The 24601-nt window shown below is 70.7% G+C and carries 20 protein-coding genes, 1 pseudogene and 1 riboswitch; of the genes and pseudogenes, 8 read left to right on the top strand and 13 right to left on the bottom strand.

Annotated features, from left to right (window positions below; translation table 11 throughout):
* Positions 1-153: helix-turn-helix domain-containing protein (locus ACXAHD_RS21155; RefSeq protein ID WP_475052685.1), on the bottom strand; the 153-nt coding region annotated here is incomplete at its 3' end.
* Between the two features lie 25 nt (positions 154-178).
* Between ACXAHD_RS21155 and tnpA the strand changes: the two genes are divergently transcribed.
* A complete protein-coding gene (tnpA, locus tag ACXAHD_RS21150; RefSeq protein WP_475052680.1) occupies positions 179-595 on the top strand; it encodes an IS200/IS605 family transposase in 417 nt (138 codons plus the stop codon).
* Positions 596-1357: 762 nt separating this feature from the next.
* Here the strand turns inward: tnpA and ACXAHD_RS21145 are convergent.
* From ACXAHD_RS21145 to ACXAHD_RS21135, 3 genes and pseudogenes are all read right to left on the bottom strand, one after another.
* Positions 1358-1840: pseudogene (locus ACXAHD_RS21145) on the bottom strand (RNA polymerase sigma factor); the annotation flags it as partial.
* Between the two features lie 55 nt (positions 1841-1895).
* Positions 1896-2759: a hypothetical protein gene (locus tag ACXAHD_RS21140; RefSeq protein ID WP_475052678.1), complete on the bottom strand. Its 864-nt coding sequence runs from the start codon at positions 2757-2759 to the stop codon at positions 1896-1898.
* A 550-nt stretch (positions 2760-3309) separates the two neighbouring features.
* Positions 3310-4142 (bottom strand): IS5 family transposase gene (locus ACXAHD_RS21135; protein ID WP_475052676.1). Its coding sequence is split into 2 segments (ribosomal slippage): positions 3310-3806 and positions 3806-4142, totalling 834 coding nucleotides; the frame shifts between segments, so codons are not numbered across the junction.
* Positions 4143-4247: 105 nt separating this feature from the next.
* On the opposite strand from ACXAHD_RS21135, the gene ACXAHD_RS21130 reads away from it, so the two are divergent.
* The gene (locus ACXAHD_RS21130; protein ID WP_475052674.1) at positions 4248-4895 is read left to right on the top strand and encodes a DUF5753 domain-containing protein; all 648 of its coding nucleotides are present in this window, start codon (positions 4248-4250) and stop codon (positions 4893-4895) included.
* Positions 4892-5077 carry a DUF397 domain-containing protein gene (locus ACXAHD_RS21125; RefSeq protein ID WP_278167694.1) on the top strand — a complete coding sequence of 62 codons (186 nt, stop codon included), beginning with the start codon at positions 4892-4894 and terminating at the stop codon, positions 5075-5077. Before ACXAHD_RS21130 ends, ACXAHD_RS21125 begins: the two co-directional genes overlap by 4 nt.
* Positions 5078-5170: 93 nt before the next feature.
* On the opposite strand, the gene ACXAHD_RS21120 is transcribed toward ACXAHD_RS21125, so the two are convergent.
* Genes ACXAHD_RS21120 through ACXAHD_RS21095 form a run of 6 tightly spaced genes read right to left on the bottom strand, consistent with a single transcriptional unit; the run spans position 5171 to position 13724 of the window.
* A complete protein-coding gene (locus tag ACXAHD_RS21120) occupies positions 5171-7183 on the bottom strand; it encodes a cellulase family glycosylhydrolase (RefSeq protein ID WP_475052671.1) in 2013 nt (670 codons plus the stop codon).
* Between the two features lie 33 nt (positions 7184-7216).
* Positions 7217-8026, bottom strand: coding sequence for an ROK family protein (locus ACXAHD_RS21115; protein ID WP_281553799.1), 810 nt, complete (start codon positions 8024-8026; stop codon positions 7217-7219).
* Positions 8023-10515, bottom strand: a complete 2493-nt coding sequence (locus ACXAHD_RS21110; RefSeq protein WP_475052668.1) for a glycoside hydrolase family 2 protein — start codon at positions 10513-10515, stop codon at positions 8023-8025. The genes ACXAHD_RS21115 and ACXAHD_RS21110 overlap by 4 nt, the downstream gene beginning before the upstream one ends.
* A 56-nt stretch (positions 10516-10571) precedes the next feature.
* Positions 10572-11429, bottom strand: a complete 858-nt coding sequence (locus ACXAHD_RS21105) for a carbohydrate ABC transporter permease (RefSeq protein ID WP_281553797.1) — start codon at positions 11427-11429, stop codon at positions 10572-10574.
* The gene (locus ACXAHD_RS21100; RefSeq protein ID WP_475052664.1) at positions 11426-12394 is read right to left on the bottom strand and encodes a carbohydrate ABC transporter permease; all 969 of its coding nucleotides are present in this window, start codon (positions 12392-12394) and stop codon (positions 11426-11428) included. Before ACXAHD_RS21100 ends, ACXAHD_RS21105 begins: the two co-directional genes overlap by 4 nt.
* Before the next feature lie 49 nt (positions 12395-12443).
* Positions 12444-13724: an extracellular solute-binding protein gene (locus ACXAHD_RS21095; protein ID WP_281553795.1), complete on the bottom strand. Its 1281-nt coding sequence runs from the start codon at positions 13722-13724 to the stop codon at positions 12444-12446.
* 245 nt (positions 13725-13969) lie between these two features.
* On the opposite strand from ACXAHD_RS21095, the gene ACXAHD_RS21090 reads away from it, so the two are divergent.
* Entirely contained in the window at positions 13970-14992 is a 1023-nt protein-coding gene (locus ACXAHD_RS21090) for a LacI family DNA-binding transcriptional regulator (protein WP_281553794.1), read from the top strand.
* A 102-nt stretch (positions 14993-15094) separates the two neighbouring features.
* Positions 15095-15179: riboswitch (ZMP/ZTP riboswitch) on the top strand.
* 65 nt (positions 15180-15244) lie between these two features.
* On the top strand, positions 15245-16510 hold the full coding sequence (locus ACXAHD_RS21085) for a serine hydroxymethyltransferase (RefSeq protein ID WP_281553793.1): 1266 nt from the start codon (positions 15245-15247) through the stop codon (positions 16508-16510).
* Between the two features lie 36 nt (positions 16511-16546).
* Here the strand turns inward: ACXAHD_RS21085 and ACXAHD_RS21080 are convergent, their stop codons facing one another.
* A complete protein-coding gene (locus tag ACXAHD_RS21080) occupies positions 16547-19219 on the bottom strand; it encodes a putative bifunctional diguanylate cyclase/phosphodiesterase (protein ID WP_475052659.1) in 2673 nt (890 codons plus the stop codon).
* 226 nt (positions 19220-19445) lie between these two features.
* Between ACXAHD_RS21080 and ACXAHD_RS21075 the strand changes: the two genes are divergently transcribed.
* Entirely contained in the window at positions 19446-19868 is a 423-nt protein-coding gene (locus tag ACXAHD_RS21075) for a PH domain-containing protein (protein ID WP_281553791.1), read from the top strand.
* Here the strand turns inward: ACXAHD_RS21075 and ACXAHD_RS21070 are convergent.
* Positions 19862-20788, bottom strand: a complete 927-nt coding sequence (locus ACXAHD_RS21070) for a 2-hydroxyacid dehydrogenase (protein WP_281553790.1) — start codon at positions 20786-20788, stop codon at positions 19862-19864. The genes ACXAHD_RS21075 and ACXAHD_RS21070 overlap by 7 nt on opposite strands.
* Positions 20789-21017: 229 nt before the next feature.
* On the bottom strand, positions 21018-21317 hold the full coding sequence (locus ACXAHD_RS21065; RefSeq protein WP_123600394.1) for a DUF1540 domain-containing protein: 300 nt from the start codon (positions 21315-21317) through the stop codon (positions 21018-21020).
* A gap of 169 nt (positions 21318-21486) precedes the next feature.
* Between ACXAHD_RS21065 and ACXAHD_RS21060 the strand changes: the two genes are divergently transcribed.
* Positions 21487-22719: a PQQ-dependent sugar dehydrogenase gene (locus ACXAHD_RS21060; RefSeq protein ID WP_475052652.1), complete on the top strand. Its 1233-nt coding sequence runs from the start codon at positions 21487-21489 to the stop codon at positions 22717-22719.
* 44 nt (positions 22720-22763) lie between these two features.
* Entirely contained in the window at positions 22764-24425 is a 1662-nt protein-coding gene (locus ACXAHD_RS21055) for a metallophosphoesterase family protein (RefSeq protein ID WP_475052649.1), read from the top strand.
* Positions 24426-24601 lie beyond the last annotated feature (176 nt).

The following is a 24601-nucleotide window of genomic DNA, read 5'->3' as shown; positions in this document are numbered from 1 at the left end:
GGCGTCCGAGATGTACGGCAGGCCCTGCTCGTGGGCGGTCCGCCGTGCGCGCAGCCCGTCGTTGAACACCACCCGGGCGCATCCGAACGCCTTCGCCAGCGCGATCTGCTGGCCGGGTGTCGGGTAGACCCGGAACTGGTACCGGAGCTGCACGAACCACACGATATCATGTTGGTCTATGGCAGAAGGTGAGGGTATCCGTACCGGCAGGCACTGTGTCTTCGCGATGCATGTTCATTTGGTTCTCGTGACGAAGTTCCGGCACACGGTGTTCGCCGACCGGCACCTGACCCGGATGGAACAGATCATGCGGGACGTGTGCCGCGACTTCGAGGCCGAGCTGGTCGAGTTCAACGGCGAGGACAACCACGTCCACCTGCTGGTCGACCACCCACCCAAAGTCGCCGTTTCCCGCCTGGTCAACTCACTCAAGGGCGTCCCGTCGCGCCACCCGCGGCAGGAGTTCCCCGACCTCGCACGCCACTACTACCGGGCCAACAAGCTCTGGTCGGGCTCGTACTTCGCCGGCTCCGTCGGCGGCGCGCCGCTGAGCATCGTGACGCAGTACATCGAGCAGCAGAACCGGCCAGGTTAGAGCACTGCTCGGGCCCTGGCGGCCCTCCCAGCGCGGGCCTTCACCCCCGGCCTGAAGGCCGGAGCACTGGCCCGCATTCCGGTAGCGGCTGGATCCGGTGCAGGAGACCCGCGCCTCGGCCTGGACGGTCAGCGGCGGCGCCGGCTCGGCGGGGCCGCTCGGCTCGGGAGCGCCACCGGCCGGCGCGGTCGGTGTCGGCGTCGTCGGTGCCGGTTCGCCCGGGGTGCCCGTCGGCGCACCGCTGGCCGACGGCGTGGTCGGTGGCGCGGCCAGACCTGGCGACCCGGCCGGCGCCAACCGGGCGGTGTCGTCGACCGTAGCCAGCCGGGGAACCACCACCACGGCACCACCGATCAGCAGGGCCAGCACCGCGGCCGCCGCCAGGCCGGCCAGCAGCCGACCTCGGCGCGGCTCGCCTCGGCGGGGGAAGCCGGTGGCCGGGTCGAACCGGCCGGCCCGCTGCTCGATCCGCGCCCGGGTCGCCGCCTGCCCGGCGGCGGCGCTGGTCAACTCCAGCCGGGGCCAGAGTTCCGCCGGTACGACGAGCATCGGCAGGGTCGCGTACGCGGAGAACAACGCGGCCGGGCTGACCTGCCGGCGGCGCCGGTCGGCGCAGGTCGGGCAGGACTCGATGTGCCGACTGACCCGCTTGCGTAGCAACACGGTGAGCGTGCCGTCCCAGCCGCGCAGCAGCTCACCGAGGGTCGGGCAGTCGTCGGCACCGGTGCGGGCCACCAGTAACGCGCCGATGGCCCGTTCGAGTTGGGTCCGGGCCCGGGACAGCCGGGCGTGAGCGTGACTGTCGGAAACCCCCAGCACGGCACCGACGTCGGCGGCGGACAGGTCGTGCCGGATGGCGAGCTCGATCACCTGCCGGTCACCGGGGTTCAGCCCGGCCGCGGCCGACCGGACCAGCTCCTGTAGCTGTTCGGCACCGAGCCCGGTCACCGGGTCGACCGGCGTGGCGGGCAGTTCGCCTACCTCGTCCAGCGGCAACTGCCGTCGCCGGCCACGGATGACCCGCAGGCACTCGTTGCGGGCGATGGCGTACAGCCACGGGCGCAGCCGCTCCGGGTCGCGCAGCTGCGCCGCCCGCTGACCGGCCAGGACGAACGTGTCGTGGACGGCGTCGGCCGCGCCGTCCGCGTCGCGCAGCACGAACCGGCAGTACGTGTACAGCCGGTTGGCGTGTTTGTGGGAGGCATTGTCGGGCCCCCGTGGCCCACCGTCACCCAGCCCGCCCACGATGGCGCGATCGTCCACCCGGGCAATGCTAGGCGGCGCGGTCGAGGACGGATCGTCACTGTCGCCAATACTCCAGTTGGTAGCGCGACGGGTCGGGCTGCCCGTTGCCGTGGCCGATGAGGCAGAGCCGGGTGTTGCCGGCCGCGACCAGCCGGGCCCGTTCGGCGTCGGCCGCACTGGCCAGGAAGAGCAGCGGGGTGGCCGCGGCCCGCAGCCCCCAGCCGTCGCCGTCGGGTCCGTGCACCGCCAGCTCCGCCGGGTCGTACGCGATGCAGTCGAAGTGCGGAGCGGGGCCGAACGGCAGCCCGGACGGGCCCTGGAAGTAGGTGATGATGTAGCGGTGCCGGTCGGCGCGGTCGTTGCCCCGGCCGATGAAGCAGAGCCGGGTCCAGTTGCGGGCCACCTTGACGCCGTCCTCGGCGTCGGTCTTGGTGGCGAAGAGCTTGATGGCGTGGCCGCCGTCGCGCATCCGCCACGCGTCGCCGCTCTGCTCGATCGTCAGGTTCGCCGGGTCGTACGTCACACAGTCCTCGGCGGCCGGCTGCACGGTCGGCACCGGCTCGCCGTCGTCACCATCGTCGCCGGAACCCCCGCCGTCGGGGTGGTCAGGATCGTCGCCGGTGCCGCCACCACCCGGGTCGCTGCCGTCGGCATCGTCGCCGGTGCCGCCGGTCTGCGGCTCGCCGCTACCGGCCGACCCGCTGTCGCCGCCCCCGGTCGGCGCGCCACCGAGCCCCGCTGCCCCGGACGCCTGGCCACCGTCTGACGCCGCGCCGATCCGCCCCGACCCGGACGGGCCGCAGGCCGCCAACACCACCGCGAGCAGCACGCCCAGGACGGCGGCGGCGACGAAGGTGACGGTGCCCCACCGCCAGGTCGACCGCCGCGCCAGCACCCCGAACTTGGTCGTGTAGATCATCTGGTCCTCCAGCCTCTCCCTCTCCGTGCCGGGTGAGTCGACGCCCAACCGGGTCCCGGCCCGCCCGGGGCGCGGGACGTCCGGCGACGTCGCCGGACACGGGTGAGAGGCGGCGGCCGGCCGAGGACCAACAACTTTTCGCCGGCCCGTCAGCCGGGTGCGCCGCCGACGGGTCAGCCAGATGTGCGGCTGACCTGCTGGTGGAGTGCCCGTGCCAGCTCTGCGGACCCAAGGTGTCTCCGCGAGCTTGATGCCACAGGTGCATCATGATTCACCTCTGGCATCAAGCTCGACGAGCATCTCCGATCCGGAACGGAATTGGACGAAGATGATCAATACAAGTTTCGTCTCCACCCTGGACTATGTGGGCACGACGAGAGAAGATACCGGCACGCAAGGCAGTCGATTCCTGGTAGGAAGCTGCCCCGATACGGGCCGGAAGGACAAGCAGCAGTGAGCAGCAACGGCATTCCGCAGGTGCTCAGGTTTCTTCGTTCACTCAATGGCGGCATGACACAGGAGCAGTTGGCGCAGCGACTAAGACCGCATCTCATTTGGGGTTGTCGCTGGTCAACAGGTTGAGACGGGCTGCTCGGCGGTAGCAGATGACAGCGCAGGCGAGCTGTACGAATCCGAGGAAGTGGGAAGCCTTGCGTTCGTAGCGGCGGGCGAGGCGCCGGAACCGGGTGATCCACTCCAGACAGCGTTCGACAACGTAGCGGTGGCGGCCGAGCCGTCTCGAGGACTCGATGCCCTTGCGGGCGATGCGTGCCCTGATGCCCCGTCGGGCGAGGGTGTCCCGGCAGTGGCGGTAGTCGTAGCCCTTGTCCGCGTGCAGCTTCACGGGCCGTCGGCGAGGCCGGCCGACCGGCTGACGCACCGGTGTGATGGCGTCGACCATCTCCTCGAGGAACTGTTGGTCGTTGACGTTCGCGGCGGAGATGTCGGCGTGCAGCGGGATCCCGTTGCGGTCGCTGACCGCGTGGATCTTGGAGCCTGGCTTGCCTCGGTCCACCGGGCTGGGTCCGGTCAGGTCCCCCCTTTTACCGCCCGTACGTGCATGGCGTCGATGCTGGCCCGTGACCAGTCCACGCGGCCGGCGGCGCCGAGTACGTCGAGGGTCGCCTGGTGGAACGCGGCCATGACTCCCTGAGCGACCCACTCGGTGAACCGGCGGTGCGCGGTCTTCGACGAGATCGGGAACGACTCCGGTAGTTCGTCCCAGGCGCAGCCGGAGTCCAGGACGTACAGGATCGCCGCCAGCGCGTTCCGGTCGTCGATGCGTCGCCGGCCGCCGCCCTGATGGCGTTTCGGATGCTCGGGCAGCAACGGCTGCGCGAGGTGCCACAACGAGTCCGGGCAGTACTTCTCCACATCACCCATACCGACCCAACGAATCACCCAGCGCTACAGCAACCCCAAATGAGATGCGGTCTAAGCGTCTCGACGTCGTTGATCGCCAAGTTCGAAACCGGTCGACAGATACCGATGCCCGACACGGCAGACCACATCGATCAGGTGTTCAGCAGCGCCCCGCTGATCAAGGAACTCTCCGAGAACGCCCGCAAGAGCATCCCACCGGACTGGTTCCGGGCGCTACCGGAGTTGGAGCAGGAGGCCTCCGCAATTCGGCGGTACGAGTGCCAGATCATCCCTGGACTGCTCCAGACGGAAGCGTACGCCCGGGCCATCCTGCACAGCGGCCTGCTAACTCCCGCTAAGGCCGACGAGTACCTCGCTCTCAGGATGACGCGACAGGCCGCCGTGTTCGAGCGGGAGGAGCCGCCGGTGTGTCAGTTCATCATCGACGAGGACGGACTTCGCCGGGGAGACCCCGTGATCATGCGGGAGCAATTGGAGCACATCGCCGAGATGAGCACCCGGTCGCGGGTGCTGGTGCAGGTGGCCCCGGTTTCCGCCGGCTTGCATCCCGGGCAGAACGGGCCGTTCATGCTCGCCAGCATGGCCGAGACCGGCGGCACCGTCGGCTATGTCGACGACCAGTTGGAGGGCCGCCTGGTGACCGATCCGAAGCGGGTTGCCACCCTCGAACAGGCCTGGCAGGCTCTGAGTGGTGTTGCGTTGCCGCGCGACCAGTCGCGAGACATGATCTTGAAGTTGGTGAAGGAACTATGACCGAGCCGGCGTGGCGCAAGTCCAGCCGCAGCAACAGCAACGGAAGCGACTGTGTCGAGGTGGCGGACAACCTTCCCGGTCGCATCCTGGTCCGCGACAGCAAGGACCAGGGTGGTCCCACGCTCGCCTTCGGCCCGACCGCCTGGCGCTCCTTCGTCGCTGAGGCACCCACGCTCCGCTGAGCCGTAGGATCAGCAGGTCAGCAACGACGTGACGAGCCCCGGCCCCACGCCGACGGCGGCCGGGGCTCGACGCGTACCGGTGACCGCGCCGTCCTACTCGACCCGGATGTTGTCGAGGTGGACAGAGCCCGGGTTGACGTAGACGTAGAACTCCCGCACGTCGGCCAGCGCCTCGGCATCACACGACATCTCGGTCAGCAGGTCGATCTCGGCGGTGCCGGTCCAGTCCTGGTTCAGCCAGGTGAACGTTGACTGGCACCAGGTGTAGGACGGACCGGTCTGCACCGCGATCGCCGCATTGGTCCCCACCGACGGGTCGGTACGCAGGTCGTACTTGAGGGTGACCCGGCCGGACAGGTCGACCGGCTCGGGGAACGACGTGCCGAACCAGCCGCCGGTGACCGAGTCGACCCGCAGCCCGTACGCCCCGTCGGTGGCGAACGCGTCTGACTGGGCGACGCTGCCGACGCCCGGCTCCCACGACGGCGGCCCCCACCCGTCGGTGCCGGCCTCGAACGAGAACAGCGTCTGCACCCCGGCCGGGTCGGGTTTCACCGTGACGACCAGGTCGGCGACGTTGGAGGCTCGCCAGGCCCGGTCCCACACCTGGTAGTGGGTGGTGGCCCGACCGGCGAAGCCGTCCGCCGGGGTGAAGGTGACCGCCCCGTCGCCGCCGAGCGAGAACTCGCCGCCGGCGACGGTCACCTGCTTCTGCTGGCCGGGCACCGTCGGGTCCAGGTCGATCGTGGTGGCGCGGACCGTACCCCGGTGGGCGATGTCGTTGGCCGCCGGCCGCAGCGTCGCGACCTGGCCGAACTCGACGGTGGTGGTGTCGTGGTCGGCGACCGGCGGCCACGGCCGGCGGTCGCCGCGCACCGCCGCCCCGGCGTTGGACAGCGTGGTGCAGACCGGGCTCGGGCAGTAGACGGTGTAACCGTCGTAGTCCGGGTAGAGGCTGCCGTCGTCCTGCACGCCGGAGAGGATCCAGTAGAGGAAACCGCTGGTGCCGCCGGCGATCGCCGCGTCGGTCCACTCGCGGTAGACGACGTTGCGGGTCGACTTGTCGTGGATGCCGAACTCGCCGAGCATCACCGGCTTGCGAACTTTCCTCGCCTCGTGGGCGTGCCGGGTGATCCACTCGGTGCCCCAGGCGGCGTCCTTGCCCCAGTGGTCCGGGTAGAGGTGGTACGAGACGACGTCGACGGCGGGCAGCTTGCTCAGCGCGACGCTATCGACGCCTTCGCCGCAGTTGGTGGTCCAGTCGGCGCTGGTCGGATCGTCGCAGAAGAAGCCTTCGTCGCCGACGCTGACCAGCTGCCGGGGCGCGACCGACTTGACGTGCCGGGTCATCTCGTCGGCCCAGCCGGTCAGCGTGTCGGTGGTGCAGTCCGGTGACGGCGGGTAGACCCCGGAGCCCTTGCAGCGCGGCTCGTTGCCCAACTCCCAGGTCATCACCGTGGGATCGTCTTTGTACCTGACGCCGGTGATGGTGTTGGTGCGGTTCAGCACATGGCTGATCCAGTCTTTGTACCAGCCGCGGATCACCGGATCGGTGTAGAAGTCGTCGTGGTACTGCCCGCCGCGCCAGCGCACGTACTGGTCCATGCCGCCGAAGTCACGCCAGTTGTTGGTCAGCGGGACCACCAGTTTGATGCCGGCTTCGCGGGCGGCGGCGAGGACGTAGTCGAGGCGTTGCAGGCCGTCCGGGCCGTCGTTGTACGCCGGCCGTTCGCCGTCGAAGTACTGGAAGTAGACCCCGTCGGCCGGGCCGGCGACCGAGTCGGAGCCGTCGGCGTTGCCGATGTCGAGGAACCCCCAGGTACGCAGCACGGTGAACCCGGCTGCCTTGGCGTCGGCGAACACGTCGTCGACCATCGTCGGCGACTTGTACATCAGGTAGTAGTTGTTGCTGCCGGCGAACCGGAACTTCCGGCCGTCGAGTTTGAGGTCGTCGCCGTGCCGGGTGACGAACCCGGCGGTCGGCGTACCAGGCGTACCGGGATGGCCGGGATGGCGGGCCGGCGGTGCGGCCTGGACCGGGACTGCCGCTGCGGTGAGCAGCAGCCCGGCCAGTGCGAGCAGCAGGCCGGCGGAGCGTGGGCGCATTACGGGGTTCTCCTGACCGTGGAGCGGTGGAGGTCACTGACGCGCTGCGGCCTCCAGGGCGAGTGCGGCGGCACCGAGCAACCCCGCGTCGTTGCCGAGACTGCTGGTGTGGATCCGGACCCGGCGGACGAAGTCGAGCCCGGCCAACTCCGCTACGGCCGCGCGCAGCGGAGCGAAGAGCAGGTCACCGGCGGCGGCCACCCCACCGCCGATGACGACGTCGTCGAGGTCGACCAACGCGGTGGCGGAGACCACCGCGGCGGCCAGGGCGGTCGCGCCCCGCCCGAACGCGGCGACGGCGAGCGGTACGCCGGCCCGGGCGTCCTCGGCGAGGGTACGGGCGTCGCCCGGCCGCTCCCCCGGCGTCCAGCCCTGGTTGACGGCCCAGCGGACCATCGCCGGACCGCTGGCGATCGCCTCGACGCAGCCGCGCCCGCCGCAGGGGCAGGCCGGGCCGGTCATGTCCACCACGATGTGTCCGATGTGTCCGGCGTTGCCGCTGCCGCCCGGGTGGACCCGGCCGTCGATGACCAGTCCGCCGCCGACGCCGGTGGAGACCACCATGCCGAGCAGGGCGCGGCCGGGGTAGCCGCCGCGCCAGTGTTCGCCGAGCGCCATGCAGTGCCCGTCGCCGACGACCTGGCGGACCACCCGGTGCAGGGCGGCGGTGACGGTCGCGGTGTCCCCGCCGGCCGGGGTCGGCACCGCGCCCTGCACGGCGATGGTGCCGTCGGGTTCGACGACGGCGGCGGCCAGCTTGGTGCCGCCGACGTCGACCGCGAGAACCGGGCCGGGGGCGGGGTCGGCCGCCGCCGGACCGACCGCTGCCGGGCCGGCGCTCATGCGCCGGCCGCCGGGGTGTCGCTGACGATGTCGTTGACGCAGCGCAGCACCGGCCGGCGGGTCAGCGCCGCCGGATCCAGCTCGACCCCGGTGCGCACCACGAACTCCGTCGACTCGCCGGGCAGCAGGGTGACCAGTGCCCGGTCCACTTCGGCGGCCGGGTCGAGCCGGTCCGGGTAGAGGGTCAGGTCACGCAGGACGGTCCGGGCGGTGACGGTGACCCGCAGCCCGCCGTCGACCGGTGCGGCCGTCGCGTCGTACCCGGCCGCCGGGTAGTCGATCTCGTTGTCCTCGGCGAAGAACCACCAGGCCCGCTGCCCGGCCGCGTCGGCGAGCAGCAGCTCGCGGCGTGGTTCGCCGGTGGTGGCCAGGTCTGGGTAGAGCGGCACGGTGACCGCCGAATGGGCCGGTACGGCCAGCTGGTAGCCGATCTTGGCCAGTGGCTCGCCGGCCAGGGTGAGCCGGGTGACGTCGGTCTGCGGGTGCCAGTCGGCCCCGGTGTCGTTGACCGCCACCAGGGCGAGCCCACCGTCGCGGGGTTCGATGGTGAGCAGCCGGTCGGCGTAGGCGTCGCGCAGCGCGTACCACAGGGGTTTGCGGCGGCCGTCGCCGTCGACGGCGGCCCACGAGGTGACCGGCCAGCAGTCGTTGAGCTGCCACAGGATGGTGCCCATGCAGACGCCCCGGTGGGAGCGGAAGTGCCGCACCCCGACGGCGATCGCGCGGGCCTGGTTGACCTGGGTCAGGTAGTGCCAGTCGTCGAAGTCACGCGGAGCGGGCAGGTGCGCGTCGAGGCCGCGTTGAAGTTTCAGGTCGCCGTCGGCGGCTTTCTGGTGGTGGGCCATGCCGGGTGAGTCGGGGGCGAGCGGGTCATCACTGATCGCCCGGCGCAGGGTGGCGTACACGGGTGGCCCCTGGTAGCCGAACTCGGCGAGGAACCGGGGCACATACTGCCGGTACTTAAGGTAGTCGTCGGTGTTCCACACGTCCCAGATGTGCATGGTGCCGTGCGCCGGGTCGTTGGGGTGCAGGTCGTCGCGGCCGGAGTACGGGCTGCCCGGCCAGTACGGACGGGTCGGGTCGAGTTCGGCGACGATGCCGGGCAGCACATCGAGGTAGTAGCCGAGCCCCCAGGTGCGTCCGTCGAGGATCTCCTGCCAGCCCCAGTCGTGCCAGCCCCAGATGTTCTCGTTGTTGCCGGTCCACAGCACCAGGCTGGGGTGCGGGGTGAGCCGGGCGACCTGGTAGCGGGCCTCGGCGGCCACTTCACCCGCGATCGGCTCCTCCTCCGGGTACGCGGCGCAGGCGAACAGGAAGTCCTGCCCCACGAGCAGACCCTGCTCGTCGGCGAGGTCGTAGAAGTCCTCGGATTCGTAGCGGCCGCCGCCCCAGATCCGCAGGAAGTTGACGCCGGCGTCGGCCGCCTGGGCGAACCGGTGGGCGTAGCGGGCCCGGTCGACCCGGGTGGGGAACGCGTCGTCGGGGATCCAGTTGACGCCCCGGACGAAGACCGGCATCTCGTTGACGACCAGGGTGAACGCGCTGCCGGCGGCGTCGGCGGTGGTGTCGAGGCGGACCGACCGGAAGCCGATCAGTCGCTGCCAGGTGTCGAGTGTGCTGCCGTCGGCCCGGTGCAGGGTGACGTCGAGGGCATGGCGGGCGGGTTCGCCGTACCCTCGGGGCCACCACAGCTCGGGCTCGGCGACGGTGAGGGTTACGACGGCGCTGCGCTGCCCGGCGGGGACGACCGCTTCGGCGCGGGCCCCTGCGACGGCGGCGACCACGGTCAGCGGGGCGTCGGCACCGTCGGCGCGGTCGACGTCGACGTGCACCTCGACCCGGCCCTGCGCCTCGCCGGTCGGGCCGCCGGTGTGGTCGACGGTGACCAGGGGGCGGACGGTGGCCAGCCGGGCGACGCTCCAGGCGTGCAGGCCGATCTCCTGCCAGATGCCGGCGGTGACCAGGTTCGGGCCCCAGTCCCAGCCGAAGTTGCAGGCCATCTTGCGGATGAAGTTGAACGGTTCCGGGTAGGCGTTGGGCCGGTCGCCGAGCCGGTCGCGGACCGCTTCGGCGTGCCGGTACGCGGAGTCGAACCGTACCCGCAGGGTGTTGCGCCCGGGGCGCAGTGCCGTACGGACGTCGAACCGGTAGCCGCGGTGCATGTTGGCGGTGCGGCCCAGCTCGACGTCGTTGAGGGTGACGGTGGCGACGGTGTCGAGGCCGGCGCAGACCAGGTCGACCCGGTGGTCACCCGGGTCGACCCAGTCGAACGTGGTCTCGTAGACCCAGTCTGTCCGGCCGATCCACGACAGCCGGGTCTCGTTGTCGTCGAGGTAGGGGTCGGGGATCAGGCCGGCGGCGAGCAGGTCGGTGTGGACGCAGCCCGGTACGGCTGCGGGGACGCTGTGGTCGCCGACGCCGTCGGGTACGTCGGACCCGTCGGCCGGTCGTACGGTCCAGCCCTCGTGGAGCGGTCGTACGGAGTTCATGCCATACCTCACTAGTGCTGGATCGGGACTGGGCCACGGTACGGGTGCTCGCCGGGTCAGTTCTTGACGGCGCCTTCCATGATTCCCCGGACGATCTGCCGACCACCGATGAAGAGCATGATCAACAGCGGGATGGTCGCCACGAACGCACCGGCGAGCACCCGCCGGTACAGCACGTAGTTGCCGCTGGCCAGGTCGGACAGGGCCACCATCGACGTCGGGTAGTAGGTGCCGCCGAGGGTGATCAGCGGCCACTGGAAGTCGTTCCAGGTGGCCACGAAGGTGAGCAGGCCGAGCACCGCCATCGCCGGGCGGACCGCCGGCAGCACCACGCTCCAGTAGATTCGCAGCGTGGTGGCACCGTCGATCCGGCCGGCCTCGATCAGCTCGTCGGGCACCGCTTCGAGGATGAACTGCCGCATGTAGAACACGCCGAACGCGGTGACCAGGCCGGGCACGATGACCGCGACCAGGGTGCCGTTCCAGCCGAGTTCGCCCATCAGGATGTAGAGGGCGACGACGCCGAGCTGGTTGGGCACGGTGAGGGTGAGCACCACGACGACCATCAGCGCGTTGCGGCCGGCGAACCGCAGCTTGGCGAAGGCGAAGCCGGCCAGCGAGCAGAAGAACAGCACCGAGAACGTCACGACCGACGAGACGATGAAACTGTTGCCCAGCGACTGCGCGAAGTAGACGTTCTTGAGAGTGAAGACCTCGTTCAGGTTGGTGAGCAGCTGACCGCCGGGCAGCAGCTGCGGCGGGATCTTCGCCAGGTCGGCGTCGGTGCCGCTGGCGATCACCACCATCCAGTAGAGCGGGAACGCGGAGAACAGGATGACCAGGCTGAGGAACAGGTAGTTCCAGAAGCTGCCCGGCGTGCTGGCCGGGGCACGGCCGACGGTTCTACTGCTCACTTGCGGCCTCCGCCCAGCCGGTTGGCGACCAGCGCGTTGACGACCGCGATGATCACGATGATCAGGAACAGTGCCCAGGACATCGCGGCGGCGTACCCGAGGTTGAGGTCCTTCCAGCCGACCTTGTAGATCAGCTGGGCGATGGTCTGGAACTGGCCGTTGGACCCGCCGGTGGCGGCCTGCGAGTTCTGCTCGAACAGCATCGGCTCGGTGAACAGTTGCAGCCCGCCGATGGTGGACAGGATCACGGTGAAGACCACCACCGGCCGGATCATCGGCACGGTGATCCGCCAGAGCTGCCGCCACGGGCCGGCGCCGTCGACCGCCGCCGCCTCGTAGATGTCACGCGGGATCGACTGCATCGCGGCCAGGTAGATGAGCGCGTTGTAGCCGATCCACTTCCAGTTGACCATGGTGGCGATGGCGACCCACGACGCGGCCTTGCTGGACCGCCAGTCGATCGGCGCCTCGCCGCGTAGGTTCAGCACGTCGAGCACCCAGTTGGCGATACCGAAGTCGCGGGCGAAGAAGACCGCGAACAGCAGCGTCGACGCGGTGATCGGGGTGATGTACGGCAGCAGGATGCCGACCCGGAACCAGATCTGCGCCCGCAGCTTACGGTTCAGCAGCGACGCGATGACCAGAGCCAGGAACAGCTGCGGCACGGTGGAGAGCAGGAAGATGCCGAACGTGTTGTACAGCGCGTTCCAGAAGCTGTCGTCGGTGAACAGCCGCCGGAAGTTCTCCAGCCCGGCCCAGCCGGTCAGGTCGGCGTTGTCCAGCCGCCAGTGCCGCAGCGCCACCACGCCGTTGAAGATGATCGGGAAGAGCCCGAAGGCGATGAATAGGAGAAAAAACGGGGAGATCAGGATGTACGGCATGTACCGCATGTCGAAGCGGTGCATCCGGTTGCGCCAGGTCGGCTCGGGTGGTGGTGGTGCCGGTGCGGCGCGGGTTGCGGACATGGTTTGCCTCCAGGTTCAGCCGCACGCGCGGCTCGCGGCCTGCGAGCGGTTACGCGTTCGTCGCCTTTTCGGCTTCCGCGATGGCTTCCGTCCACGCCTCGTCGGGCTTGCCTTCCAGGTCACCGCTCTGCAGCCGGTTGAGGACGTTCTCCACCGCGACCCGGACGGGGCCGTTCTTACGGCCGAGGTACTGCGGGGTGAGGTTGGCGGCGGTGGCGGAGAAGATCTGGCCGACCGGCGCGTCGTTGAAGAACGGGTTGGAGAACTCGACGATCGCCGGGTCCTCGTAGAGCGCCGGCTGTGACGGCAGGTTGCCGACCTTCTTAAAGATCTCGATCTGCTGCTCGGGCTGGATCAGCCACTCCAGGAACTTGTACGCCTCGTCGACGTTGCCGCCCTGCGCTGGGATGGTCAGGAACGAGCCGCCCCAGTTGCCGCCGCCACCGGGGATGGCCGCCACGTCCCACGTGCCGGCGGTGTCGGGGGCGGTGTTCTGGATGTGGCCCATCATCCACGCCGGGCAGGCCAGCACGGCGAAGTCGCCGTTGACGAAGCCGTTGTTCCACTCCGGGGAGAAGGCGGCGAGGTTGGCCGACAGCCCGGCGCCGACGACGGCGGCGGCGGTGTCGAAGGCGACCTTCGGACCGCCTTGCATGGCCAGGTTGTCGCCGGTGTCGAAGAGGCCGACCGGCTGCTGGCCGAGCACCGGGTTGAAGATGTTGGTGGCCGAGTCGACGAACTTCTTGCCGCTGGCCGCGACGTACTCCTCACCGGTGGCGACGAACGACTCCCAGTCGGGCCACAGGGCGGAGACCTCGTCCCGTTCGGTCGGCAGCCCGGCCGCCGCGAACAGGTCGGTGCGGTAGCACATGGCCAACCCGCCGACGTCGGTGCCGAGGCCGATCTGGGTGGTTCCGTCGGCGGACAGGGTCTGCTGCCACTTCCAGTCGAGGTAGCGCTCCTCGTACTGGCCGGCGCCCTTGTCCAGCAGGTTGACGAACTTGTCGGCCTGCTCGCGGAACTGGACGACGAACCCTTCGTCGATGGCGGCGATGTCGGCGGCGCCGGACCCGGCGATCAGCTTCTTCTGCAGGTCCTCGTGCTGGGCGTTGTACTCACCGGAGTTGAGGTTGATCCGCACGCCCGGGTTCTCCGCCTCGTACGCGGCCTTGAGGTCGTCGAGGCCGAAGTCGCCCCAGAACGCGATGGTCAGGGTGGTGCCGCCGTCGTCGCTGCCGCCACCGGGTTCGCCGCTGCAGCCGGCGATCAGCAACGCGCCGGCGGCGCCGACCGCCGCCGTACGTGTCCAAGGGGCCCAACGCCGCTTCATCCCATCCTCCGAACACACTTGGAGACCCTCCAGACATCGAGGAGCATCGACTGAACCGGGTAAGTTAAGCCACCGTACGAGCGACGTCAACGCATGTCAATGGCTGGTTAACGCCGTAGCCAACCCGTAACCTCGGTGCCCTCGGACGGGGTGGCCGCTGGGCCCGGCCGACACCGGATATCGTTTCGGGCAGCAGACTTAACCGGGCAAGGCCAGCCGAAACGAACCCCGAAGGAGCGCCGCCGGTGAAACGGCCGACCATCGCCGACATCGCCCGCCGAGCAGGCGTCTCGAAGGGCGCCGTCTCCTACGCGCTCAACGGCCAGCCGGGAGTGTCCGAGGCGACCCGGCAGCGGATCCTCGCCATCGCCGCCGAGATCGGGTTCAACCCCAACAGCGCCGCCCGCGCCCTGTCCGGAGCCACCGCCAACGCAGTCGGCCTGGCGCTGAGCCGCCCGGCCCGGATCCTCGGTATCGAGCCGTTCTTCATGGAGCTGATCAGCGGTGTCGAGGCCGAGTTGTCCGCCCGGTCGTACGCGCTGACCCTGCAGGTGGTAGCCGACACCGAGGCCGAGATCGCGGTCTACCGGCGCTGGTGGGGTGAGCGCCGGGTGGACGGCGTGTTCCTCTGCGACCTTCGGGTCGACGACGACCGGGTGCCGGCACTGGAGACGCTGCAACTGCCAGCGGTGGTGATCGGCGGCCCTGACCACACCGGCTCGCTGCCGAGCATCTGGTCCGACGACGCGTCGGCCCTGGTCGAGACGGTCGAGTACCTGGTCGCGATGGGGCACCGCCGGATCGCCCGGGTCGGCGGCCTGCCCGGACTACTGCACACCGAGATCCGCGCGGACGCGTTCACCGACGTCTGCCGCCGACTCGGCCTGAACCAGTGCGTCACGGTGCCGTCCGACTACACCGGAGAGGAGGGCGCGCGGGCGACCCGGCGGCTGCTCAGCACCGCGGCCCGCCCCACCGCGATGATCTACGACAACGACGTGATGGCGATCGCCGGCCTGGCGGTGGCCCAGGAGATGGGGCTGGCCGTGCCGGGTGACCTGTCGATCGTGGCCTGGGACGACTCGCCGCTGTGCCGGCTGGTGCATCCGCCGCTGACCGCGCTTGGCCGCGACATCCCGGCGTACGGTGCACACGCCGCGCGGCAACTGCTGGCGACGATCGCCGGTGAGCCGACGCAGGCGTACCAGGACGAGACGCCGCACCTGACCCCGCGGGGCAGCACCGCACCGCCACGTAACGGACAGTGAACCGGTTAAGTTTCCGAAACCTTGACGGCGCAAACACCAACAGATCTCGCCGCGTACCGTCAGGGTCTGCCCGACCCGCCGACCACCGCGGGTTATGCTCGGACCGGTCACGCGACTGGCGCAGCGAAGGTGGAACCGACCACCGGGGAGCGACCACCGACGTGCGCCGCGCGCCTGGGTGCACCGTCGACGGCACCGTCATGCCCGGGTCGCCCCGGCCGGCGGAGCCGCCCGACCCCAGGAGGGCACGTCGTGCACGTACCGCAGATCCCGCAACTGACCGCCACCGACCCCGAGCTCGCCGCCCTCGTCGAGGGTGAGGCCCGCCGCCAGCACGACAAGCTGCGCATGATCGCCTCGGAGAACTACGTCTCCGCCGCCGTGCTGGAGGCCAGCGGCACGGTGCTGACCAACAAGTACTCCGAGGGCTACCCGGGCCGGCGCTACTACGAGGGCCAGCAGTTCGTCGACCCGATCGAGACGCTCGCCGTCGAGCGGGCCAGGACGCTGTTCGGGGCGGCCCACGCCAACGTCCAGCCGTACTCGGGCTCCCCCGCCAACCTCGCCGTGTACCTCGCCTTTCTCTCCCCCGGCGACACCGTGCTGGGGATGTCGCTGCCGATGGGCGGGCACCTCACCCACGGCTGGTCGGTGTCGGCCACCGGCAAGTGGTTCAACTCGGTCCGCTACAACGTCTCCCGCGACACCGGCCGGATCGACTTCGACGAGGTACGTGACCTGGCCCGCCGCGAACGGCCGAAGGTGATCTTCTGCGGCGGTACGGCGGTGCCGCGGACCATCGACTTCCCGGCCTTCGCCGAGATCGCCCGGGAGATCGGCGCGGTGCTCGTCGCGGACATCGCGCACATCGCCGGCCTGGTCGCCGGCGGCGCGCACCCCTCGCCGATCGGCCACGCCGACGTGGTCACCACCACCACCCACAAGACGCTGCGCGGCCCGCGCGGCGCGATGATCCTCACCACCGAACAGCACGCCGCCGCGATCGACAAGGCAGTCTTCCCCGGCCTGCAGGGCGGCCCGCACAACCACACCACCGCCGGCATCGCCGTCGCGTTGCGCGAGGCCGACACCGACGACTTCCGCCGGTACGCCCACCAGGTGGTCGCCAACGCGAAGGCGCTGGCCGCCGCGCTGGTCGACCGGGGCTTCGAACTGATCTCCGGCGGCACCGACAACCATCTGATCCTGGCCGACCTGACCGGCAAGGGCGTCGCCGGCAAGCCGGCCGCGCAGGCGCTGGACCGGGCCGGGATCGAGCTGAACTACAACACGGTGCCGTACGACCCGCGCAAGCCGTTCGACCCGTCCGGCATCCGGCTGGGCACCGCCGCGCTGACCACCCGCGGTCTGACCGAGGTGCAGATGCCGCAGGTCGCCTCCTGGCTGGACGACGCGGTGACCGCGGCGGTCAAGGACGACGGCGCCGCCCTCGACCGGATCGCCGGGGAGGTCGCCGACCTGCTCGCCGGCTACCCGATGCCCGGCTACGCGGCCTGACCTGCGCCCATCCGCGTCTGACCTGCGCCGATCGGGTCAGTGCGACGGGGTGGGGAAGTCGGCGATGTACGCCTCGGTCCGCTCCGCAGGTGCGGGGCGGACCAGGGCGTACCCCTGACCGAACCGGCAGCCGGCCACCTGCGCCTGGCTCACCTGCCCGTCCGTCTCCAGCCCTTCAGCAACGATTTCCAGCCCGAACCGCCGGCCGAGCCCAGCCACCGCCTCCAGCATCGGGTGGACGCTGTCCGGGCCGGCACCGGCGCCGGCGACCAGCGACCGGTCGATCTTGACGACGTCCAGCGGCAGCCGCCGCAGTTGGGCGATCGACGCCTGACCGGCGCCGAAGTCGTCCAACGCGATCCGCACCCCGTGCGCCCGCAGGTTCGCCAACTGCGCGAGGATCTGCGGATTCTCGGCGGCCGCCAACTCCTCGGCGACCAGCGACTCGGCCACCTCGACGACGAGCCGCTCCGGCCCGACACCCTGTGCGGCCAGCATGGCCAACAGGTCGGCTACGAAGGTGGTCGCGGCCAACTCGGCCGGGGCGACGTTGACCGACAGCCACAGCCCGTGCCCCTCCCGTGACCAGGACGCCAACTGCCGGCAGGCGGTGGCCCGCGCCCACCGGCCGATGTGGCCCAGCAGCGACAGTTCCCGGGCCACGGCGAGCAGCTCGGCCGGCAGCACCGTGCCGAGCACCGGGCTGCGCCAGCGCAGCAGCGCCTCGACCCCCACCGGTTTGCCGTCGACCAGGTCCACCACCGGCTGGTACACCACGTCCAACTCGCCCCGCTCGGCCGCACCCGGCAGCTCCCGCTCCAGATCCAGCCGCCGAACGAGCTGTTGCTCCAGGTAGGAGTCGTACCACTCGACCCGGTTGCGACCGAGCTGGCGGGCCCGGCGGCGAGCCAGATCCGCCCGGCGCAGCACATCGTCCGCCCCGGCGCCGCCGGCCACCTCGGCCATGCCGATGCTGGTCTGCAGCGCAACCACCGCGCCGGGCAGCTGGCACGGCTCGCGCAGCGCCGCGACCAGCCGCGCCCCGGTGCCGTACGCCAGCATCGGGCCGGCGACGGTGATCACCGCGAACTCGTCGCCGCTGAGCCGGGCGACCACATCGTCCGGCTCCACTGTGTCCCGCAGCCGCCGCCCCACCTCGACCAGCACCGCGTCGCTGGCCTCCCGCCCGTACTGCTCGTTGACGCCGACCAGGCCGTGCAGGTCGATGATCAGCAACGCACCGGGGTGGCCGGGCAGGTCCCGCTGGTTGGCGATCTGGCGCATCAGCTCCCGGCGGTTCGCCAACCCGGTCAACTGGTCGGTGAAGCCGAGCTTGTACAGCCGCCGCTCCAGGTGCACCCGCTCCCCCACGTCGCGTACGTGCACCACGAGCGCTCCGACCTCAGGCACCGTCCGCTGATCGGACACGGTGGACTCGGTGTCCCGCCACCGGCCGTGGCCGTCCCGTAGCCGGGCGGTGACCAGCGGGGTCCGGCCGGTCGGTACCAGCCGGCCGGTCACCACCCCGGTCAGCACCATGATCACCTCGGGGACGTCCTCGGGATGCATCAGCTCGATGAACGGTCGGCCGAGCACCTGCGCGTCGGCCAGCCCGAACAGCCGGGCGGCGGCCGGTGACTGCCACCGCACCCGCAGGTCGTCGCCGAGGGTCAGGGTGAGATCGTTGCCGCCGGAGACCAACGACCGGAAGTGCGCCTCCTGGATGCTCAGTCGCCGGGCGTAGGACCGCACGTCGGCCGCGGCCATCATCTCCCGGATCACCAGCGTCGGGATCACCGCGAGGCCGAGCAGGACCGACGTACGGTCGAACGACCCCTGGGCCGCCACGTGGTATACGGCCGCCAGCGCGGCCACCACCGCCGGAACTGTCACCAGTGGATACGCGGTGAGCCGGCCGCGCACCGGGGTGACCGGCCGCGAACCCGCGCGCTGCGCCCGCTGCGCCCCGATGACCAGCAGCAGCATGCCGCCGAGCGCCGGGGCCATCGCCAGGCACCAGAGCCAGCCCGCGGTGCCGTACGCGAAACAGACCGTCGGGGCGGCCAGTCCGATGAGCACCGCGCCGGAGCCGCCGCCGCAGTACAGCACCGCCGGGCGTTGCCGCCATACCGCCAGGGCGGTGACCGCGATGATCGATCCGGCCCCGATCACGCTCAGCTCGACGAAGAGCACGGCCGACGGCACGGTGTCGACCGGCGACAGCAGCCATCCGGCGAAGATCAGACTGATCCCCAGGCTCAGCCCGTCGACCACCCGCCGAAGGCGCAGCCGCCAGGTCTCGGCGATGCCCGGCAGCAGCAGAATCGCCGCGAGGTGACCGGCCAGGGCGAGGATGAGCCCGCTGAGCGCCAGGCCGGTCCGGGCCGCCGGCGGGCTGAAGGCGGCGACGCAGACTGCGGTGGCGCCGCCGACGCTGGTCACGGCGAGCAGGCCGGTTCCGCGACAGTCCCGGTATTCCCCGGTACGGGCGTGCGCGGTGACGGCCATCCGCGACAGCCGCCAACCGGGCATGCCGACGCCGAACAGCACCGCGCCGAGCACCGCGACCGGGACGGTCAGCAGGCCAACGGTGCCTGCGGTCAGCAGCAGCGCGGCGGCGCCGACCTGTGCGGGCAGGGTCCAGCCGGGGGGTTCGGCCCGGTGGGGGCGGGGACGGGTACGGGGTGGTTCGGGGAACGCCTCAGGCACGGTGGCCGTCGCCTCCACGGAAGGGGTCGGGGCACAGCTGGGCCGGGTCGGCCCTCTGTGCCGGTCACAACGAACCAGCCTGGCGCCGGGTTACGGGGCGGTCACCGAAGATTTCCGTCGGATTTCCGCCCCGGTGTACCCGGCCGGGTCTCGCGGCGCGCACCCGCCGGTGCCACCTGGCCTACCCGGCAGCCGACACTCACCGGCAGGATGCCAGGATTGTCGGATGAGTCGCAGGGTAACTGTCCGGTTCCGGCCGCACCAGGCGATCATGCTGGCGGCGGTGATCGCGTTCGTCGGGTCGCTGCCGCTGGCCGGTGCCCGCTGGTATCTGCTGCCGGTCCTGCTGCTGCCGCTGGCGATCGCGATCTGGGCGGTCCGCTCCGGAACCGATGCCGACCCGGCCGGGCTCCGGGTGCGGGCACTGATCGGCCAGCGCCGGATCGGCTGGTCGCGGGTGGCCGAGCTCGCGCCCGACCCGCAAGGCCGGGCGGTGGCCCTGCTCACCGACGGCGAGCAGGTACGGCTGCCCGCTGTGCGGGCAGCCGACCTGCCCCGGCTGATCGCTGCCAGCGGACAACCGCTGGCCCCGGCGACACCACCGCCAGCGGCACCACCGACCGACGAACCGGCCACGCCGACTCAATAGCCGTCCACCACCACGTTGTCCAGCGGCTCGCCCGCGACCAGCCGGGTGACCTGCCGACCTGCCAGGGCGTACGCGCGGGGCAGCAGACCGCGTACCGACCCGGCGATGTGTGGACTGATCACCACGTTCGGAAACCTCCATAGCGGATGGTCTGCGGGCAGCGGTTCGGGGTCCGTCACGTCGAGTACCGCGCAGATCCGGCCGGTCGACAGCTCGGCGGTGAGCGCCGTGGTGTCGACCACCGGGCCACGGGCGGCGTTGACGAGCAGCGCACCGTCACGCATCGCGGCCAGCGTGGCCGCGTCGACCATCCCCCGGGTCCGGTCGGTCAGCGGAACGATCAGCACCACGATGTCGGCGTACGGCAACAGGGCTGGCAGCTCGTCGACGCCGTGCACCTGTTCCGCCGGCCGGGCGGTACGAGCCACCAGTGTGAACTCCACCTCGAACGGGGTCAGTCGGGCGCGCAGCGCGGCACCGATCGATCCGGCACCGACGATGAGGACCCGCTTGCCGGCCAGCTCGTCGGTCGGGGCGAACCGCTCGTACGACCATTCCCCTCGGGTCTGGGCCCGGATGAAGCCGGCGAAATCGCGGACGTGGGTGAGGATCGCGGCGGCAATCCACTCCGCCGTCGACGAGTCGTGCACCCCGCGCGCGTCGCAGAGCGTCAAATGCTGCGGCAGCCGCCCCACCCAGGCATCGGCACCCGCGGACAGCAACTGCACCACCTGAAGGTCCGGCATCTTGCCGGCCAGCTCCGCCGCTCCGGGCCGGGCCAGGAACGGAGGCACCCAGAACCGCACGCCGGCGGGGTCGGACGGCAGCTGAGTGATGTCGGCGGCGACCTCGACGGTCACCTCGTCAGGCAGCCGGCCGAGTAGTTGTCGGCCGTGTGCGTGGGGGATCCAGACTTTCACCGGTCCGACGATAGCGGGCCTTCCGGGTCCGGCCCGCCCAGGCCGGACATCACATGATCATCCGGTACGAGGCCCCGCAAGGCAGCGGCTCACTACTTGCGAGTATGTTACTCGTTCGACGCCGCCTTGTCGATCAGACCACATCGTTCAATGTTCTTGTTCGAATCCTGGCTCCCGGATGCACGCCTTACGACGGCACGGGTGAACGGGCAGGAAAGTGGCACGGCGGTCAGGCCGGTTCGTAGGTCATGCAGTCGGCCGTCTCCCGGCTCGGCCCGACCCGGATCGCCGGCGCCCGACACTCCAGCTCGGCATTGAACCGGCAGTCGGCACGCTTGCAGGCGCCAACCTGGGCGATCACCGCGTCGAGGCCACCCTTGGACGAGATGTCGAAAAAGGTGGTGCAGCTGGCGCTGTCCGCCTCGGTGCCGATCGTGATGGCGAAGGCGTGACAGCCCTCGTGCTGGTTGTACGCGCACTCCACGGCGGTGCACTCCTGCACCCGGGGCATCTCCATCATCGCGGTCATGGTGGTCCTCCTAGCTCGGCAGCATCCGGCAGTGGCGTCGTCGTCACTGTGGAGAACTGTAGTCCACTACGACAGAATATATGGCGCGTATTCAATTCTCGCAATTTTGGAAACCCTTACCTAACACCGCCCGATGCCATTTGGCTACCCTTACCTAAGTGCTCCGGGGATGCCGTCGGATGCGGATGTCCGGCAGCGGGCTAGTCTGGTGCGGGTGAACGCTTGCCCGCCGTACCGCCGCTCGTCGCGCCGCCCTACCGCCGCGACCACAGCGACCGCCGCCGCCAGCCTGACCGCCCTGCTGCTCGCCGGCGGCTGCGCGTTCGGCGAGCCGGAGCCGGACCAGGCCGGCGCGCCCCCAACTTTCCCCGCCCCGACCGAGACACCGACCGGCGGCGGCGTCGATCAGCAGGTGGCCGTCACCGTGCTGGCCAGCGGACTGGCGGTGCCGTGGGGGGTGACGTTCCTGCCGGACGGTGCCGCGCTGGTCACCGAACGGGACAGCGCCAGGATTCTGCAGGTCGGGCCCGGTTCGACCCCGGACGGGCTGGACGTCACCGAGGTGCAGATCATCGACCAGGTCGACGGCGGCGGTGAGGGCGGGCTACTCGGCATCACCGTCTCCCCCGAGTACGCCACCGACGAGACGGTGTTCATCTACTACTCCACCGCCGAGGACAACCGGATCGCCCGGCTGACCCTGGGCGGCGAACCGGAACCGATCGTCACCGGCATTCCGCTCTCCGGCATCCACAACGGCGGCCGGCTCGCCTTCGGGCCGGACGGCTTCCTGTACGCCACCACCGGTGACGCCTCGGACACCGGCCTGTCCCAGGACCAGGAGAGCCTCGGCGGCAAGATTCTGCGGATGACAACGGACGGCGAGCCGGCCCCCGACAACCCGTTCCCCGACTCGCTGGTCTGGTCTCTGGGCCACCGCAACGTGCAGGGCATCGCCTGGGACGCTCAGGACCGGCTGTACGCCACCGAGTTCGGCCAGAACTCCTGGGACGAGATCAACCTGATCGAGCCGGGCGAAAACTACGGTTGGCCACAGGTCGAGGGTGAAGGCGGGGACGGACAATTCGTCGACCCGCTGGTCGTCTGGCCGACCGAGGAGTCCTCCTGCTCAGGGGCGGCCGTGGTGGACCGGATCCTCGCCGCCGCCTGTCTGCGCGGCGAGCGGCTGTGGCTGGTCGAGCTGACCGAGTCAGGTACGGTGTTCGGTCAGCCCCGCGCACTGCTCACCGAGGAGTACGGTCGACTGCGCACCATCGTACAGGCACCAGACGGCTCGGTCTGGGTGACCACCTCGAACCAGGACGGCCGGGGCGAACCGGCCCCGGAGGACGACCGTATCCTGCGGCTGGTCTTCGCCGACGGCGGAGCCGGGCGCAGCTGACCCACCAGCCTCCCCACCTTCGATCAGACAGGCATGATCTCAGCATGAGCGACGAGCAAACGGCCGACCGGGGCCGCGCCGGCCAGCAGCCGGGTCGTTCCGGACGGTGGCCGGCGCGCGCCGGGCGACGGCTCGGCTCGGTCAGCCGTACCGCTGGTCGCGGATTCGGGCGGGCCGCCCGGTCACGGGCGACCCGGCGGATCGGCGTGGCGCTCGCGGTCGTCGCGGTGAGTCTGGCCGGGGTCGTCATCGGAGTCCTGCTCGGGGCCCGTGCCGACGTCGACATCGGCCCGTTCCGGGCCGAGATGTCGGTGACTCCCGCGGTGGACGGCGGCACCACCATGGCCATCCCGCCGCTCGGCGCGCTGCACGTGGACAGCCACGAAGGGCCGGTCCAGCTCTCCATCCGGCTCGGCTCCCTCGACCAGGTCCGCACCCTCGCCCTGCTCGACGACCCGAATGCGATCACCCGGGCCAGTCACACCGTGGTCAGCGACGTCACCGAGGGTGTACTGCGTCTCGGAATCCGTACCATCGCCGTCGCCGTCCTGACCACGTTGGTCCTCGCCGCGCTGATCTTCCGCGACACCCGCCGGGTCGCCTGGTCCGGCACCCTGGCGCTGCTGATCACCGGCGGCAGCATCGGCGTCGCGGCGGCGACCATCCGACCGGAGGCGATCGAGGAGCCACGGTACGAGGGCCTGCTGGTCAACGCCCCGGCGGTGGTCGGTGACGTGCAGCGCATCGCCACCAACTACAGCCAGTACGCCGAGCAACTGCAGCACATCGTCAGCAACGTCAGCCGGATCTACACCACCGTGTCCACGCTGCCCGTCTACCAGGCGGCCGAGGGCAGCACCCGGGTACTGCACGTGTCGGACATGCACCTCAACCCGACCGGCTGGCCGGTGATCCGCACCGTGGTCGAGCAGTTCGACATCGACGTGGTGATCGACACCGGGGACATCACCGACTGGGGCAGCGAGCCGGAGGCGAACTACGTCGCCCCGATCGCGCAGTTGGAGGTGCCGTACGTCTACATCCGGGGCAACCACGACTCGATCCGCACCCAGGAGGCGGTAGCCGGCCAGCCGAACGCGGTCGTGCTCGACAACGAGGTCACCGAGGTGGCCGGGCTGACCATCGCCGGCATCGGCGACCCCCGGTTCACCCCGGACAAGCAGACCAGCCCCGCTGACGGTGGTCTGTCCAAGCCGGCCACCGACCAGGTGATCGGGGTCGGCGAGCAGCTCGCCGCGACGATCCGGGGCACCGGCGAACCGGTCGACATCGCCCTGGTGCACGACCCGGTGTCCGCCGGCCCGCTGTCCGGCACCTGTCCGCTGGTGCTGGCCGGGCACACCCACAACCGGGAGGTCCGGATGCTCGCCGAGATTCCCGGCGAGCAGCCGACCCGGCTGATGGTGGAGGGTTCGACCGGCGGGGCCGGACTGCGCGGCCTGGAGGGCGAGGAGCCGACGCCGCTGGCCTTGACGGTGCTGTACTTCGACGCCGAGCGCCAGTTGCAGGCGCACGACGATATCCGGGTCGGCGGCACCGGCCAGGCGCAGGTCACTCTGGAACGGCACGTCATCGCCGGCGCGGAACCGGAGCCAGACCCGTCGCCATCGCCGATTCCTACCGCCGGTCCGTCCGCGACCCCGACTACCACTCAGTCCGCGACCCCGGCACCCAGCCCGTCCTGAGCCCGCGCCCACCCCCGGCAGAGCCTCACCGGCACCCCGGCCCGCGCCGCCAGCCAGGATCGCGCGGCCTATTCGTTTGGGCCTGAGCCTCGATCCACCGACGCGGTTGCCGCTGAATGTTGGTTGATCATTTCTGTATTGGGTGGTGCGGCGGGCGTGAGGGAGTCGCCGATCAC

It is taken from the genome of Micromonospora sp. ABR4_055, assembly GCF_056160425.1.
The sequence above is the reverse complement of the archived record's forward strand: the minus strand, read 5'-3'. Positions and strand labels throughout refer to the sequence as shown.

Coding starts and splice junctions, on each gene's coding strand:
- tnpA (WP_475052680.1), top strand. CDS start 179: ATGGCAGAAGGTGAGGGTATCCGTACCGGCAGGCACTGTGTCTTCGCG.
- ACXAHD_RS21140 (WP_475052678.1), bottom strand. CDS start 2,759: ATGATCTACACGACCAAGTTCGGGGTGCTGGCGCGGCGGTCGACCTGG.
- ACXAHD_RS21130 (WP_475052674.1), top strand. CDS start 4,248: ATGCCCGACACGGCAGACCACATCGATCAGGTGTTCAGCAGCGCCCCG.
- ACXAHD_RS21125 (WP_278167694.1), top strand. CDS start 4,892: ATGACCGAGCCGGCGTGGCGCAAGTCCAGCCGCAGCAACAGCAACGGA.
- ACXAHD_RS21120 (WP_475052671.1), bottom strand. CDS start 7,183: ATGCGCCCACGCTCCGCCGGCCTGCTGCTCGCACTGGCCGGGCTGCTG.
- ACXAHD_RS21115 (WP_281553799.1), bottom strand. CDS start 8,026: ATGAGCGCCGGCCCGGCAGCGGTCGGTCCGGCGGCGGCCGACCCCGCC.
- ACXAHD_RS21110 (WP_475052668.1), bottom strand. CDS start 10,515: ATGAACTCCGTACGACCGCTCCACGAGGGCTGGACCGTACGACCGGCC.
- ACXAHD_RS21100 (WP_475052664.1), bottom strand. CDS start 12,394: ATGTCCGCAACCCGCGCCGCACCGGCACCACCACCACCCGAGCCGACC.
- ACXAHD_RS21095 (WP_281553795.1), bottom strand. CDS start 13,724: ATGAAGCGGCGTTGGGCCCCTTGGACACGTACGGCGGCGGTCGGCGCC.
- ACXAHD_RS21075 (WP_281553791.1), top strand. CDS start 19,446: ATGAGTCGCAGGGTAACTGTCCGGTTCCGGCCGCACCAGGCGATCATG.
- ACXAHD_RS21065 (WP_123600394.1), bottom strand. CDS start 21,317: ATGACCGCGATGATGGAGATGCCCCGGGTGCAGGAGTGCACCGCCGTG.
- ACXAHD_RS21060 (WP_475052652.1), top strand. CDS start 21,487: ATGCCGTCGGATGCGGATGTCCGGCAGCGGGCTAGTCTGGTGCGGGTG.
- ACXAHD_RS21055 (WP_475052649.1), top strand. CDS start 22,764: ATGAGCGACGAGCAAACGGCCGACCGGGGCCGCGCCGGCCAGCAGCCG.